This window comes from Chitinophaga sp. MM2321 (assembly GCF_964033635.1).
GTDB lineage: Bacteria > Bacteroidota > Bacteroidia > Chitinophagales > Chitinophagaceae > Chitinophaga.
Genome location: NZ_OZ035533.1, coordinates 4,816,226 through 4,830,793, shown reverse-complemented (window position 1 = coordinate 4,830,793; position 14,568 = coordinate 4,816,226). Strand labels below are relative to the sequence as shown.

Below are 14,568 nucleotides of genomic sequence, written 5' to 3'. Positions count from 1 at the left end.
AATATTTTAATCGGATGGAGATCGCTATGGGCCTTAATTTTAACGTATTTTTAATATCATTGTAATTTTAACAATCCCTTATAGGGTGATTAACAAACTTTAACAGAAGGATAACCTGTTCTGGTGTAAGTTTATTGCGTCAAACAAAATGATGCTAAACTTCAAACAGATTCTTAGAAACCGTCCCTTCATCATTGCACTGCACATCCTGGGATGGGCGTGCTTTTTATTTTTTCCTTTTTTTATCTACCGGATTCAGATCCTGCACAAAGGGTTTTTTATCAAAGAACTGATTGATAATCTCTTTCTCATTGCTATTTTCTATCTCAATATTTACGTATTAATTCCGCGTTTTTTCAACGGAAAAAAAATTGCCATTTACCTGAGCAGCGTAATCCTGCTGGTTACCTTCATTACAGTACAACAGGCTGCACTTGATTTTTATTTTTTCAGACACTTTTTATCGCGTCCGGCCATGACGACGATGCGGATAGATAAAAATAATCAGGTACAAAATGTAACACGGGAAGGCTTTCCTCCGTTTCACCCTCGCAGGAATCGCATGTTCAGGATAGAAGCAGAGGAGGGTGTACATGCGATGCGTGCGGAGCGGATACTGGTTTCCCGCGGAACAGATAGTTTGCCGATACCGCCACCACCGGGTAGTACAGACAATTTCATAGTAAGAAGGGACCCGCCTTATTTCTGGGAATACCTGCTGTTTCCGGAAGTATTACGACGATCAGGGTTCTTTGCTTTGCTCATGTTGTTTATGAGTGGCTTTATAAAAATTGCCCAGGAATGGTTTAAGAGCGAAAAACAACGGGAAGAACTGAAAGTAGAGAAACTGAATGCGGAATTAAAATTTTTGAAGTCGCAGATTAATCCTCACTTCCTTTTTAACTGTCTGAATACTATTTATTCGCTGGCACATAAACAATCAGCACAAACAGAGCATGCGATCCTGAAGTTGTCAACCATTATGCGCTACATGATTTATGAGTCCAATGAAGCAAGGGTATTGCTGTCGCAGGAACTGAAATATTTACAGGATTATATTGATATACAGCGGTTGCGGTTGCCCAAGGACATCAGCATTAACTATCAGTTAACCGGCGACGCGGTGGCATGGCAGATAGAACCTATGCTCCTGGTACCTTTTGTGGAAAACGCTTTTAAACATGGCATCAGCTATACAGAACATTCCTTTATCGATATAGATATTACTATTGCGGAAAATATGATCAACTTAATCGTTAAAAACAGCCTCTTTAAAGAGCGGGTCGCAGAAAGGGGAGGAATAGGCTTACAGAATGTATTAAAAAGACTGGAAATGCTTTATGCAAATGAGCATGAAGTAAATATTACAGAAGCGGGAAACCAATTTATTGTTGAGCTTAAAATAGTATTGAAAAAATGATAAAGTGTATAGCAGTGGACGATGAGCCACTGGCGCTGGAAATCATGGAAGATTATATCCGGAAGGTGCCCTATCTGACCCTTGCAGGCAAATTTGAGAATGCGGCCAACGCATTGCACTTTCTGCAAGAAGAACCGGTAGACCTGGTATTTCTGGATATAAAGATGCCCGACATCACCGGTATCCAGTTCCTTAAGTCATTAAAATACCCGCCCATGGTGATCTTTACCACGGCCTACGGAGAGTATGCACTGGATGGCTTTAACCTGGATGTGGTGGACTATCTGCTCAAACCCGTGCCCTTTGAGCGTTTCCTCAAAGCTGCGGCTAAAGCCAACGAAACAATGTCGGCCACCCAGCAAAAAGGCAACACCGTGGATGCTGCCTGGCTCAATGACTACATCTTTATTAAAACGGAATACAAGATCATCAAGATTAATCTTGAAGATATTCTCTTCATCGAAGCATTGAAAGACTATACGAAAATCTATACGCAAAATCTGCCGGTACTCACCCTGCGCAGTCTCAAATCATTCGAAACCCGGTTGCCCGCCGATAAATTTATCCGCGTACACCGCTCTTACCTGGTATCGCTCAATAAAATAAATTCAGTGGAGAAGAATACCGTCATGATTGCCAATCAACCTATTCCTATCAGTGATGGCTACCGCGATCGGTTCTATGATGTGATCAACAGGAACTCGTAAATCATTTATGAATTTTCGGATTTATGAATTTTGATATTTGTTTAGACGATAATATGCTGTTTAAACTAAATATCTAAGTTCATAAATCGGAAAATAGCTCTATTCCATCCACGGTCTAATTCACATTTTTTTCGGAACTTTGCGGGCACCAATCATCAAAAACCATCCGACATTGGAAAGAATTTATTTTGATAACGCCGCCACCACACAACTTGACCCAGTGGTATTGGACGCTATGCTGCCCTATCTGACCGGAAAATTTGGCAATCCTTCTTCTATCTACTCATTTGGAAGAGAAACAAGACTGGCTATCGAAACTGCACGTAAATCTGTCGCGAAAATCCTTCATGCCAATCCGGGAGAGATCTTTTTTACTTCCGGTGGTACGGAAAGCAGCAACACCGCCATCAATGCGGCTATAAAAGACCTGGGATGCACGCATATCATCACCTCGCCTATTGAGCACCATGCTACCCTGCACACCGTGGAATGCCTGCATAAACGCGATGGTATTGCCCTCTCTTATGTAAACGTATTACCTTCAGGACATATCGATCTGGCCCACCTCTATGACCTGCTGAAAGGCGCCGAAGGGAAATGCCTGGTTACCCTCATGCATGCAAACAACGAAATAGGCAATATGCTGGACCTCTGGGAAGTAGGTGAAATGTGCAAGGAGTTTAATGCCATCTTCCATTCAGACACGGTACAGACTGTAGGGCACTATCCGTTTAATCTGCATAAAACAAACGTACACTTCATTACCGGCGCCGGTCATAAATTTCATGGTCCAAAAGGAGTTGGTATTTTATATATCAATGATAGTGTGAAGATATCCCCCTTCATCCAGGGAGGCAGCCAGGAACGCAATATGCGTGCAGGTACTGAAAATCTGTATGGTATTGTTGGTTTCGCCAGGGCACTGGAAATGGCAACCGAAAGTTACGAAGAACACAGACGCTATATCAGCGACCTGCGTATGTATATGGTAGAACAGCTGGAAAGCCACATTCCCGGTGTTGTTTTCAATGGCGACCTATATGGCCGTAGCCTGTACACGGTACTGAACGTATCTTTCCCCAGAACAGATAAAAGTGAGATGATCCTCTTTAACCTCGATATAAACGGTATTTGTGCCTCTGGTGGCAGCGCCTGTTCTTCCGGCGCCAGTACGGGGTCTCACGTTATCAGTACATTAAATAACGATCCTGACCTGGTGGCCGTACGCTTCTCTTTCTCTAAAAATAATACCAGGGAAGAAGTGGATAGGGTGGTGGCTAAGTTGAAGGAACTAATATGACCAGGATTAAAGGATTATAAGATTTACCCGGATGGGTGTTTTGTTGTTTAATTAGAATAGTATTAAAAAATTATATAAAGAAAGAAGTCCTGCTTGTTAAGGCAGGACTTCTTTCTTATATTCTTTAAAAATTCTTTAAAAAAAATCAAACAACAAAACACCCATCCGGGTAAATCTTATAATCCTTTAATCCTGGTCAGTGCATGAACTCTTTTATATCCTGCATAATCCTCTTTGCAATATTATCTGCCGTTGTTTCATTCTGGCTTTCTGCGTAAATGCGGATAATGGGTTCTGTATTGGAAGTGCGCAGATGCACCCAGTCTTTATCAAATTCTATTTTTAGCCCGTCTTCAGTGTTTAAAGGTTGGTTTTTATACTTGCCCTTAATTTTTTCGAAGATGGTTTTTACATCTACGCCTTTATCCAGCTCTATTTTATTTTTAGAGATAAAATAATCGGGATAGCTGTTGCGGAGTGCTTTGATATTTTTCTTGCTATGCGCCAGGTGGCTGAGGAAAAGACCAATACCAATCAGTGCATCGCGGCCATAATGCAGGTCCGGAACGATGATACCACCGTTACCTTCTCCACCGATTACAGCGTTTGTTTCTTTCATTTTCTTTACTACGTTCACCTCGCCAACAGCAGAAGGAGCGTACTGGCCGCCATGTTTCAGGGTAATATCTTTCAGTGCCTGGGTGGATGACATGTTGGAAACAGTATTGCCGCTGCGTTTGCTCAGTACGTAGTCAGCCACCGCCACCAGTGTGTATTCTTCGCCGAACATGCTGCCATCTTCGCAAACAAAGCAAAGACGGTCCACATCCGGATCAACGGCGATACCCAGGTCGGCCTTGGACTTATTTACTTCATTGGAGAGGGCTGTGAGGTTTTCCGCCAGCGGCTCCGGGTTGTGACTGAATTTACCATTCACTTCACCAAACAGTACTTCTACTTCTTCCACGCCTAATGCTTTCAGCAGGGGCGGAACAAATAAAGCGCCGGTAGAGTTTACGGCATCAATCACTATTTTGAAATTACGTGCTTTAATAGCGGCCACATCCACCAACGGATAATTCAGTACCAGGTCAATGTGTTTTTGCAGATAGGAATCATCTTGTGTGTAGGTGCCGAGTTTGTTCACGTCTACAAAGTTGAAATCCTCTCTTTCAGCGATGTCCAGCAGCAGGGCGCCGTCTTCACCGGAAATGAATTCACCTTCTCCATTCAGGAGTTTCAGGGCGTTCCATTCTTTAGGATTGTGACTGGCAGTAAGAATAATACCGCCTGCTGCATTTTCCATCTTAACGGCAATCTCTACCGTCGGAGTAGTGGAAAGGCCCAGATCTACTACATCGATACCCAATGCGTTCAGGGTGGATACAACCAGGTTTTTCACCATTTCGCCGGAAATACGGCCATCACGGCCTATTACCACCTTACGGTTTTCTGTTTGACGGAGAAGCCAGGTGCCATAAGCTGCCGTAAATTTTACCACATCTAATGGAGAAAGGCCCTCACCGGGCTTGCCACCTATGGTTCCGCGTATACCGGATATTGATTTGATCAGTGCCACAAGATTCTATTTTTAAGGAAGGCAAATATAAAAAAAACCCGTGCAGATTTCCTAATTATGAATAGAGGATGAGTGGCGCCGGAGGTTATTGATTTTCTCTTTTCCCCACTCACTTTTCATTATATTTGCAGCTACGCTTTTAAAAAAACAGCTATACGTTGCATGCAATACTCCTGGAAGAATATACCCCGGTATATTCGTTATGTGCTTGTTCAGACGCTTTACCTTTTCTTGCTGACGGTGATGTTCAGGGTTATTTTTTACCTGTTCTTCTTCAAAACCACGGTTACTGATAATGGGGCAATTGCTAAAGCATGGTACCTGGGATTGAAGTTTGACATGCGACTGGCACTCATCCTCATCATCCCTGTTGCACTGGTGGCGGTTATCGTAAGAAACCGCTTTTTTACGTCCAGGGCTATACGCAAAAGCATTTCCATCTATCTCTTCCTGGTATTTACCTTACTTACCTTATTATATATATTGGATCTGGGGCATTACGATTACCTCGGTCAGCGCCTGGACCCTTCTATCCTGCGGTTCCTGGCTAAAGGCGAGCGCGCCGATAATGCCCGCATGGTATGGCAAAGCTACCCGGTGGTACGCGGTTTACTCGCTATCGTGGTATTCATGTTTTTAATATACCGGCTTCAAAAATATACCTGGAAAAAGTTTGCGGCGCAACCGGCTGTTTACCTCCGTAACTGGCCGTTTACCGGCTATGTAACCGCATTGGTACTCCTGGTGGCCGCCGGTATCTATGGCAATTTTGCATATTTCCCCCTGCGCTGGAGCCAGGCCATGTTTACCCGCGATAATGGAGTGACCAGCCTGGGGCTCAATCCCATCCTGTATTTCGTATCTAACTTCACGGTGGAAGGAGATACTTTTGATCTCGCTAAAACAAAAAAATATTACCCTTATATAGCGGAATACCTCAAAGTTGATAGCCTGGATACCGCCAACCTGAATTATGTACGCACCGTGGCTGGCGATACCGCAAAACCGAAACTCAATGTAGTTCTGGTGATGCTGGAATCTACCGGCGCAGCGGTAACCAGTATGTACAACAACCCGATGCAGGCTACCCCGCATATGCAGCGGTTGGCAGACAGCGGCGTGCTCTTTAAAAACTTTTATGTACCCGCTATCAGTACCGCTAAAACAGTTTTTGGCGTAACCACCGGCCTGCCGGATATTACCGCGGTGAAAACGGCGAGCCGTCATCCTAAAATGCTGGATCAGCGCATTATCCTGGACCAGTTCAAAGGATACGATAAAATGTACCTGTTGGGCGGAAACACCAACTGGGCCAATATCCGCGCAGTATTTACCAACAATATAGAAGGCGTCCGGATTTATGAAGAAGGGATGTACAAGTCGGCAAAAGCAGATGTATGGGGCATTTCAGACTACGATCTTATCACCGAAGCCAGTGAATTGTTCAAAACCAATAACGACCGGCAGCAACCTTTCGTGGCTTTCCTGCAACTGGCCGATAACCATCCGCCTTACACCACCAGCAGTGGCGCCGGCGATTTCAAAAAGCTGACAGAGAAAGACATTGATATGAACAAGTTCAAAAAGTCCGGGTTCGTATCCATAGATCAGTTCAATGCCCTGCGCTATGAAGATTATAATGTAGGTCACCTCATAGATATGGCCCGCAAAGACGGTTACCTGGATAACACTATCTTCGTTTTCTTTGGCGATCATAATTGTGTGCTGAATCCGTATAGCTTTATGCCACTGCCAGAATATGAGATGGCTACCGGCGGAGAACACGTAACGGCATTTATGTATAGTCCCGCCCACCTGGCGGCGCAGCAGATCAACAGCCCCGGCAGCTTGCTGGATGTGTATCCTACGGTGGCCGGTATGGTAGGCATGCCCTATAAAAATTATACCCTGGGCGTAAACCTGTTCGACAGTAGCCGGGTGAATGATAAATATGTGTTTATAACATATATCCGTAACCAGCAGCCTTATTATGCTTTACTGGGCGACCGTTACCTGTATGAAATAAACATGAAAACAGATGCGGCGGCGATGTATGACCTGCAAAGCGATCCGCTGAAAAATATCAGGGATGAACAGCCGGATACGGCAAAAAATCTGGATAACTTAACACGCGGCTTCTATGAAAGCACGCGATATTTGATGTTTAATAATAAAAAAGGACTTTAGCACTGACCGTCATGCAGTAATTATATTTACGGAATGGCTGGTGAAAAACAGCTGCTAACAGCAGAAATGAACTATGGAAATTGATAAACGCTGGTTTGAAGATTGGTTTAATTCTCCTTACTATCACTTATTGTATAATAACCGTGATGAACGGGAGGCTGCTGCTTTTATTGACAAGCTGCTGGCCTATCTGCACCCGCCGAAGGATGCGGAGATGCTGGATGTGGCCTGTGGAAAAGGCCGTCATGCCAAATACCTGGCAGATAAAGGCTACGATGTAACCGGTATTGATCTTTCCATAGAAAGCATCAACGTGGCAAAAAAAATGGAAAATGCGCACCTCAGCTTTTTTCAGCATGATATGCGGTTGCCATTCCGCGTAAATTATTTTGATGTTGTACTGAATTTTTTTACCAGCTTCGGATATTTTGAATCCCAGCGGGATAATGACAACGCCCTGCGTACCCTCAAAAACGCATTAAAGCCGGGAGGCAGGCTGGTACTGGATTACCTCAACAGTAATTATGTAGCTGCCCACCTCGTAGTGGATGAAGTAAAGGAAAAAGACCAGGTGGTGTTTGATATCCACCGGCAATACATCAATAAAAAATTCATTAAAGAGATCAATATTCTCGATAAGGAGAAAATGCGCCGTGCAACATTTACAGAAAGTGTAAATGCTTTTGTGAGAGAAGATTTTGAGAAGATGTTTGCAAAGCAGGGGCTGATCATAACAGAAATATTCGGCGATTATCACTTTAACAGTTATGATGAACAACGTTCACCACGACTGATTATCATCGCTACAAAATCATAGGCATGCTTGAAAATATTCTTAAAGGCGATCTAAGGTTATTCTTTCATATCAACGGACAGTGGCACAATGCCGCGCTGGACGTTATTATGCCTTTTTTGCGGGAGCCTTACGTGTGGGCGCCCCTGTACCTTTTCCTGGGCTTATTTGTTACCATTAATTACGGCTGGAAAGGTTTATTCTGGATCATGTTCTTTTTGCTCTGCTTCGGTTTGGCCGATCAGAGCAGTCTTTACATCAAATCGGCTTTTGGCAGGATAAGACCCTGCCGCGACCCTGTTGTATCCCATTATACGAGGGTGCTGGTGTCTTATTGTCCTATGAGCGGCAGCTTTACATCTAATCATGCTGCTAATCATTTTGCGCTGGCTACATTTTGTTTCTTAACTTTAAAATCAGCTTTTGGCCGTTACACCTGGTTGTTTTTTGCATGGGCAGCCGTTATCTGCTATGCACAGGTCTACGTAGGTGTACATTATCCACTGGATGTAACGGGTGGTGCGGTGCTGGGCATTTTAATCGGGTTGCTGAGCGGTAGTTTCTTTCAACGCCGCATAAGACTGGAACCTGAACTTACATCATGAACTGGAACTATCTGATACTAATACTGGTGGCTACGCTTGCCGGAGGGGTGATTCCCATGACAGTGAAGCGTATTCACGCTAATTTTTCCATTTACCTGCTGGCCTTCACAGGCGCCTTCCTTTTTGGCGTAACCATTATGCACCTCCTGCCGGAAGTGTATCATGAACTGGGACATGCAGCCGGGATTTATGTCGTGCTTGGTTTCTTCCTGCAGGTTTTCCTGCAACAGTTGTCGCACGGAATGGAACACGGGCATACACATATACCCGGTGAAAATCATCATCATATTGCAGTAACACCGCTGCTGCTGGGGCTTTCCATCCATGCTTTCATGGAGGGTATCCCGCTTGGGTTTCATTATGAAGATCAATCTGCGCTGCCTTCTTTAATGCTGGGCGTTGCGGCACACAAAATACCGGAGGCATTAACGCTCATCACCGTAATGATGCACGCACATAAGAAAAGAGCGGAACTGTGGCGCATATTACTGCTATTTGCGGTTGTAACACCGCTGGCAGCTATACTGGCGGGATGGATGGGTGATCGTTTCGAAATCGTTTCCCACTACCTGCTGTTTGTAGTAGCACTGGTGATAGGCGCATTCCTGCACATCTCCACCACTATTTTCTATGAAAGCGGAACAAAACATCACGAACTAAGCGGGCGTAAAATTATGGCAATTGCAGCGGGGCTGCTTTTGGCTTTTCTTACCCTTATATTTGAATAATTTTTTATTTTTAGACTTTAAATCATGGAAGTCGTCATTATCCTCATCCTTATTTTATTAAACGGCATATTCTCTATGTCGGAAATAGCTATGGTGTCGGCGCGTAAAAGCCGCCTGGAATACCTGGCCAATAAAGGGGATGAAAAAGCGAAAGCAGCATTAAAGCTGGCAAATAATCCAGACACTTTTCTTTCTACCGTGCAAATCGGTATCACCCTTATCGGGATATTAACGGGTATCTACTCCGGCGAAAACATCAAAACAGATGTATTGGCCTGGGTCAATACCTTTCCTGTATTACAGCCTTATGGCAGTGCCGTTGCTACTACGATTATCGTGGTGGTGATCACTTATTTCTCTATGGTACTGGGCGAACTGGTACCCAAACGTATTGGGCTGGCCAAGCCGGAAACCATTGCGAAGGCCATGTCAAAGCCCATGCAGGCGTTATCCTGGCTTACGTTTCCCTTCATCTGGTTGTTGACCGCCTCCAGCAATGTCCTGATAAAATTATTCAACCTGCAACCAAAAGATACGCAGGTGACAGAAGAAGAGATCAAAGCAATTATCAGTGAAGGCACCAGTTCCGGTGCCATCGAGGAAACAGAACAGGAGATCATCGAACGTGTATTTCACCTGGGAGACAGGAACATTACGTCGCTCATGACCTACCGCAATGATATTACCTGGCTCGACATTACTGAGTCTTCCAGTGATTATCAGCAAAAAATTCACAGCAGCCTGCATTCGGTATATCCCGTATGTGAAGGACAGATAGACAGCATCAAAGGCATTATTTCTATCAAAGACCTGTACGTGGTGGCCGGTAAAAGCCTGCCCCTGACACAGATCATGAAGAAACCGCTGTTTGTGCCGGAAAATAATACTGCCTACCAGGTACTCGAAAAGTTTAAGGAAACACATAGCCATGCCGCCTTCATCGTAGACGAGTATGGTACATTCCTGGGCATGATCACGCTCAATGATATCCTGGAAGCGATTGTAGGTGATATGCCGGAAACAGGGGAGAGCGATGATTATGAAATGGTGTTGAGAGAAGATGGTTCCTACCTGGTGGATGCGCAGGTGCCGTTTTACGATTTTCTGGCAGAATTTGATAAGGAAGACTGGATGGCAGAATTTGATCAGGACTTTGATACGCTGGCCGGATTTATCCTGCACAACCTTGAACATATCCCGAAAACAGGCGAAAAGTTTACCTGGCGCGGCTTCGAGTTCGAAATAGTGGACATGGATGCTCACCGTATTGACAAAGTACTGGTTACACCTCCCGCCGTATCCACAGAGGAGGAATAAGGGTTTTCTCCCGGTAATCAGGTATAAACCGCATACGTAATTACCCGTAATTCATAAATGGTCAGCTGGATTTATTTGAATAAAGCCAGCTTTGTACTATTTTTGAGCACTTTTTTACATAGATAAATATTTTAATTTAATATAAGATGGTCGAATTAGGAAGTAAGTCGCTGACGCTGGACGAAGTGTACAGGATTCTCTTCGGCGGAGAAGAGCTGGTATTGGAAACAGCGGCTTTACAACAAGTGGAAGCTAGCTTTCTATTTCTTAAAAAGTTTTCGGCGAAAAAGCTGATCTACGGTATCAATACGGGTTTTGGGCCGATGGCACAATACCGGATCAGCGATAGTGACACCTTACAGCTACAGTACAACCTGATCCGCAGCCACAGCTCCGGTGCGGGGAAGTGTCTGTCGCCGGTACTCACCAAGAGCCTTATGATAGCGCGTTTGAGCAGCTTTATGCAGGCGCATTCCGGTATTCATCCGGAAGTGGTACACCTCCTGAAAGACCTGATCAATAAAAACGTATATCCATGCGTGTTTGAACATGGTGGCGTTGGCGCCAGCGGCGACCTGGTACAACTGGCTCACCTGGCACTGGTACTGATCGGCGAAGGAGAGGTGTGGTATGAAGATAAAATACAGCCTGCGGCAGAAGTATTTGCCCGCCTGGGACTTAAGCCCATCAACATTCATGTGCGGGAAGGACTGGCCATCATTAACGGTACATCCGCCATGACCGGCGTAGGGTTGGTAAACCTCATAGAAGCCAAAAAGCTCCTGGGATGGTCTGTGACCCTCTCCGCCATGATCAATGAAATAGTGGAAGCATTTGACGACCACCTGTCTGCTGAACTCAATGCAGTGAAAATGCATGAAGGACAGAACGCAGTAGCCGCCAAAATGCGTGGCATATTGCAGGGTAGCAAAATGGTCCGCCACCGCCCCGAGCACCTTTATAAAGAACTGGAAGAAGAAATATTTAAAGATAAAGTACAGGAATATTACTCCCTGCGCTGTGTACCGCAGATCCTCGGCCCCGTATACGATACGCTTGTACAGGCAGAGAAGCTGGTAGTACAGGAACTGAATTCTGTGAGCGATAACCCCGTAGTAGATCACCACCTGGAAAATGTATTCCATGGCGGTAACTTCCACGGCGACTACGTTTCACTGGAAATGGACAAACTGAAGATTGCCATCACCAAAGTATCCATGCTCTCCGAACGGCAGCTGAATTACCTGCTGAACGATAAGCTCAATCATAAATTCCCGCCGTTCATGAACCTGGGCAAACTGGGCTTCAACTTCGGTATGCAGGGCGTGCAGTTCACCGCTACTTCTACAGTGGCGGAAAACCAGACACTGTCGTTCCCGATGTATGTACACAGCATTCCCAACAACAATGATAACCAGGATATTGTGAGCATGGGTTGCAACGCAGCACTGATGACCAACAAAGTGATCGAAAACACTTTTGAAGTACTGGCCATTCAGATGATGACCGTATTACAGGCAGTGGATTACCTCCATTGCCAGGACAGGCTGGCTGCTTTTTCCCATAAGATATACGGGGAAGTAAGAGCAATTTTTCCTAAATTTATTGAGGACAGTCCCATGTATAAGGATCTCCGGAAGATTAAGGAGTACCTGTTGAATAATGAACCGGTGAAGATGTATTGATTTTTCCTGTATTCATTTTTTGTTTTGTTTTAAGGGAATAGCTCCGCTAAAGACAAGATCTGAATGATCATTCAATAAGCGGTATGCAAAAATTGTTAGCCGTAATTCGCAATACATAATTTTTAATTCTCATGAAATGTGCCTTAATAACAGGCGGTTCCCGCGGCATAGGAAGAGCAGTGTGCATAAAAATGGCTGAACTGGGATATCATGTCCTGATCAATTATAAAGGCAATGAAGCTGCTGCGCAGGAAACCCTGGAGGCGGTGAAGGCCAAAGGAAGTACCGGGGAACTACTGCCATTCAATGTAGGTGATGCCGCTGAAGTGCAGCAGGTATTGGGTGGATGGATAGAAAATAACAAAGAACACCAGGTAGAAGTACTCGTGAATAATGCCGGTATCCGGGAAGATTCCCTGTTATTCTGGATGACAGCTGATCAATGGAATAATGTACTGAACATCAGTTTGAACGGATTTTATAATGTTACCAAACAGGTACTGAATAATATGTTGCTGAAACGTCACGGACGGATCATCAACATGGTATCTTTGTCTGGTATCAAAGGGTTACCGGGCCAAACCAATTACTCTGCGGCAAAAGCGGGTTTAATTGGCGCTACCAAAGCACTGGCACAGGAAGTAGCCAAAAGAGGCGTTACCGTAAATGCCGTTGCACCCGGCTTTATCAGAACAGATATGACGGCCGAACTAAATGAAAAAGAACTGGCGGCGCAGGTACCCATGAATCGTTTCGGCACACCGGAAGAGGTAGCAGAAGCGGTTGCATTCCTTGCATCCGGCGCAGCAGGATATATAACAGGCGAAGTACTGAATATCAATGGAGGCCTCTATACATAAGGCCGCGCTGCCCCAGTAAGCTTTTAGCTGAAGGCAGCGACCATATTTTTTAATACAAAAGACTAAAAGCAGCATACAAATGAACCGAGTAGTGATTACTGGAATGGGAATCTACTCCTGCATTGGTAAGGATATGCAGGAGGTGAGGGATTCATTATATCAAGGTAAATCAGGTATTGTACTGGACCCGGAAAGAAAAGCCTTCGGCTATCGTTCCGGCTTAACCGGTTATATAGAAAGACCTGCGCTCAAAGGTTTGCTGGACCGCAGGGCCAGGCTCATGATGCCTGAGCAGGCCGAATTTGCTTTTATGGCCACCCGCGAAGCATTAGCGCAGGCAGGCATTGACCAGGATTATATCGACAAAACGCCGATCGGCCTTTTGTACGGCAACGACAGTTCTGCCAAACCCGTGGTGGAAGCTAACGATATCATGCGCGAAAAAAAGGATACCATGCTGGTAGGCTCCGGGTCTGTGTTTCAGACCATGAACTCTACGGTGAATATGAACCTGGCCACCATTTTCAAGCTTCGTGGGGTAAATTTCTCCGTAAGCGCGGCTTGTGCCAGCGGTTCCCATGCTATCGGTCTTGGCTATATGTTTATCAGGAACGGTATGCAGGATGCGGTGATCTGCGGCGGTGCACAGGAAGTGAATGTGTATGCCATGGGCAACTTCGATGCGATTGCCGCTTTTTCTGTAAGGGAAAGTGATCCCACACGTGCTTCCAGGCCGTTTGACCGCGACCGCGACGGCCTCGTACCCAGCGGGGGCGCGGCTACTGTGATCCTGGAAAGCCTGGAATCGGCACAGCGCAGAGGCGCTACCATCCTGGGAGAAGTACTGGGTTATGGCTTCTCTTCCAATGGCGGCCATATTTCCAACCCTACCGTAGACGGCCCTGTACGCTCCCTGCAAATAGCCCTTCAGGACGCCGGTTTACAGGCAGCAGATATAGCCTATATCAACGCCCACGCTACTTCTACACAGGCCGGCGATGCCAGCGAAGCCCGCGCTATCAACGAAGTATTCGGTGCTTCCAGGCCCTACGTCAGCTCCACCAAGTCCATGACCGGCCACGAATGCTGGATGGCAGGCGCCAGCGAAATCGTGTATTCCATGCTCATGATGCAAAACGGATTCATCGCTCCCAACATCAACCTGGAAAATCCGGACGAAGATGCCGCGAAACTGAATATCGTTACCAATACAATTAATAAAAAATTTAATATATTTTTGTCCAATTCTTTTGGCTTTGGTGGAACCAATTCCTCCCTTATTGTAAAAGAATGGCGTAACATTTAGGTATTTGGTCATTTGGGGATTTAGTTATTTGGTTTTAAATAATTAAATACCCAAATGACCAAATACCTAAATGTTATAACT

The 14,568-nt window shown here is 45.2% G+C and carries 12 protein-coding genes; 11 read left to right on the top strand and 1 reads right to left on the bottom strand.

What is annotated here, in order from left to right; genetic code table 11:
- The first annotated feature begins 148 nt into the window (after nucleotides 1–148).
- The 3 genes from ABQ275_RS18650 (at nucleotide 149) to ABQ275_RS18640 (ending at nucleotide 3,427) form a co-directional block, all read left to right on the top strand.
- Nucleotides 149–1,420, top strand: a complete 1,272-nt coding sequence (locus ABQ275_RS18650; protein ID WP_349314672.1) for a sensor histidine kinase — start codon at nucleotides 149–151, stop codon at nucleotides 1,418–1,420.
- Nucleotides 1,417–2,127, top strand: a complete 711-nt coding sequence (locus ABQ275_RS18645) for a LytTR family DNA-binding domain-containing protein (RefSeq protein ID WP_349314671.1) — start codon at nucleotides 1,417–1,419, stop codon at nucleotides 2,125–2,127. The genes ABQ275_RS18650 and ABQ275_RS18645 overlap by 4 nt, the downstream gene beginning before the upstream one ends.
- Nucleotides 2,128–2,299: 172 nt before the next feature.
- Nucleotides 2,300–3,427: a cysteine desulfurase family protein gene (locus tag ABQ275_RS18640; protein WP_349314670.1), complete on the top strand. Its 1,128-nt coding sequence runs from the start codon at nucleotides 2,300–2,302 to the stop codon at nucleotides 3,425–3,427.
- A gap of 196 nt (nucleotides 3,428–3,623) precedes the next feature.
- Here ABQ275_RS18640 and glmM read toward each other — a convergent pair whose 3' ends face one another.
- The gene (gene glmM / locus ABQ275_RS18635) at nucleotides 3,624–5,006 is read right to left on the bottom strand and encodes a phosphoglucosamine mutase (protein WP_349314669.1); all 1,383 of its coding nucleotides are present in this window, start codon (nucleotides 5,004–5,006) and stop codon (nucleotides 3,624–3,626) included.
- Nucleotides 5,007–5,168: 162 nt separating this feature from the next.
- On the opposite strand from glmM, the gene ABQ275_RS18630 reads away from it, so the two are divergent.
- From ABQ275_RS18630 to ABQ275_RS18595, 8 genes are all read left to right on the top strand, one after another.
- On the top strand, nucleotides 5,169–7,193 hold the full coding sequence (locus tag ABQ275_RS18630; RefSeq protein ID WP_349314668.1) for an LTA synthase family protein: 2,025 nt from the start codon (nucleotides 5,169–5,171) through the stop codon (nucleotides 7,191–7,193).
- Nucleotides 7,194–7,266: 73 nt separating this feature from the next.
- Nucleotides 7,267–8,010 (top strand): class I SAM-dependent methyltransferase, encoded by a 744-nt coding sequence (locus tag ABQ275_RS18625; RefSeq protein WP_349314667.1) that lies wholly within the window; start codon nucleotides 7,267–7,269, stop codon nucleotides 8,008–8,010.
- Nucleotides 8,011–8,012: 2 nt separating this feature from the next.
- The gene (locus ABQ275_RS18620) at nucleotides 8,013–8,591 is read left to right on the top strand and encodes a phosphatase PAP2 family protein (protein ID WP_349314666.1); all 579 of its coding nucleotides are present in this window, start codon (nucleotides 8,013–8,015) and stop codon (nucleotides 8,589–8,591) included.
- Nucleotides 8,588–9,319 (top strand): ZIP family metal transporter, encoded by a 732-nt coding sequence (locus ABQ275_RS18615; RefSeq protein WP_349314665.1) that lies wholly within the window; start codon nucleotides 8,588–8,590, stop codon nucleotides 9,317–9,319. Before ABQ275_RS18620 ends, ABQ275_RS18615 begins: the two co-directional genes overlap by 4 nt.
- A gap of 24 nt (nucleotides 9,320–9,343) precedes the next feature.
- Nucleotides 9,344–10,636: a hemolysin family protein gene (locus ABQ275_RS18610; RefSeq protein WP_349314664.1), complete on the top strand. Its 1,293-nt coding sequence runs from the start codon at nucleotides 9,344–9,346 to the stop codon at nucleotides 10,634–10,636.
- A 146-nt stretch (nucleotides 10,637–10,782) separates the two neighbouring features.
- Entirely contained in the window at nucleotides 10,783–12,321 is a 1,539-nt protein-coding gene (locus ABQ275_RS18605) for an aromatic amino acid ammonia-lyase (protein WP_349314663.1), read from the top strand.
- Nucleotides 12,322–12,452: 131 nt separating this feature from the next.
- Complete coding sequence (gene fabG, locus ABQ275_RS18600) at nucleotides 12,453–13,181, top strand: 3-oxoacyl-ACP reductase FabG (RefSeq protein WP_349314662.1); 729 nt, start codon at nucleotides 12,453–12,455, stop codon at nucleotides 13,179–13,181.
- 79 nt (nucleotides 13,182–13,260) lie between these two features.
- Entirely contained in the window at nucleotides 13,261–14,487 is a 1,227-nt protein-coding gene (locus ABQ275_RS18595) for a beta-ketoacyl-[acyl-carrier-protein] synthase family protein (RefSeq protein WP_349314661.1), read from the top strand.
- Nucleotides 14,488–14,568: the final 81 nt, after the last annotated feature.

What these genes read in the sequence shown, in the direction of transcription:
- ABQ275_RS18650 (WP_349314672.1), top strand. Translation starts at nt 149, where the DNA reads ATGATGCTAAACTTCAAACAGATTCTTAGAAACCGTCCCTTCATCATT.
- ABQ275_RS18645 (WP_349314671.1), top strand. Translation starts at nt 1,417, where the DNA reads ATGATAAAGTGTATAGCAGTGGACGATGAGCCACTGGCGCTGGAAATC.
- ABQ275_RS18630 (WP_349314668.1), top strand. Translation starts at nt 5,169, where the DNA reads ATGCAATACTCCTGGAAGAATATACCCCGGTATATTCGTTATGTGCTT.
- ABQ275_RS18625 (WP_349314667.1), top strand. Translation starts at nt 7,267, where the DNA reads ATGGAAATTGATAAACGCTGGTTTGAAGATTGGTTTAATTCTCCTTAC.
- ABQ275_RS18620 (WP_349314666.1), top strand. Translation starts at nt 8,013, where the DNA reads ATGCTTGAAAATATTCTTAAAGGCGATCTAAGGTTATTCTTTCATATC.
- ABQ275_RS18615 (WP_349314665.1), top strand. Translation starts at nt 8,588, where the DNA reads ATGAACTGGAACTATCTGATACTAATACTGGTGGCTACGCTTGCCGGA.
- ABQ275_RS18610 (WP_349314664.1), top strand. Translation starts at nt 9,344, where the DNA reads ATGGAAGTCGTCATTATCCTCATCCTTATTTTATTAAACGGCATATTC.
- ABQ275_RS18605 (WP_349314663.1), top strand. Translation starts at nt 10,783, where the DNA reads ATGGTCGAATTAGGAAGTAAGTCGCTGACGCTGGACGAAGTGTACAGG.
- fabG (WP_349314662.1), top strand. Translation starts at nt 12,453, where the DNA reads ATGAAATGTGCCTTAATAACAGGCGGTTCCCGCGGCATAGGAAGAGCA.
- ABQ275_RS18595 (WP_349314661.1), top strand. Translation starts at nt 13,261, where the DNA reads ATGAACCGAGTAGTGATTACTGGAATGGGAATCTACTCCTGCATTGGT.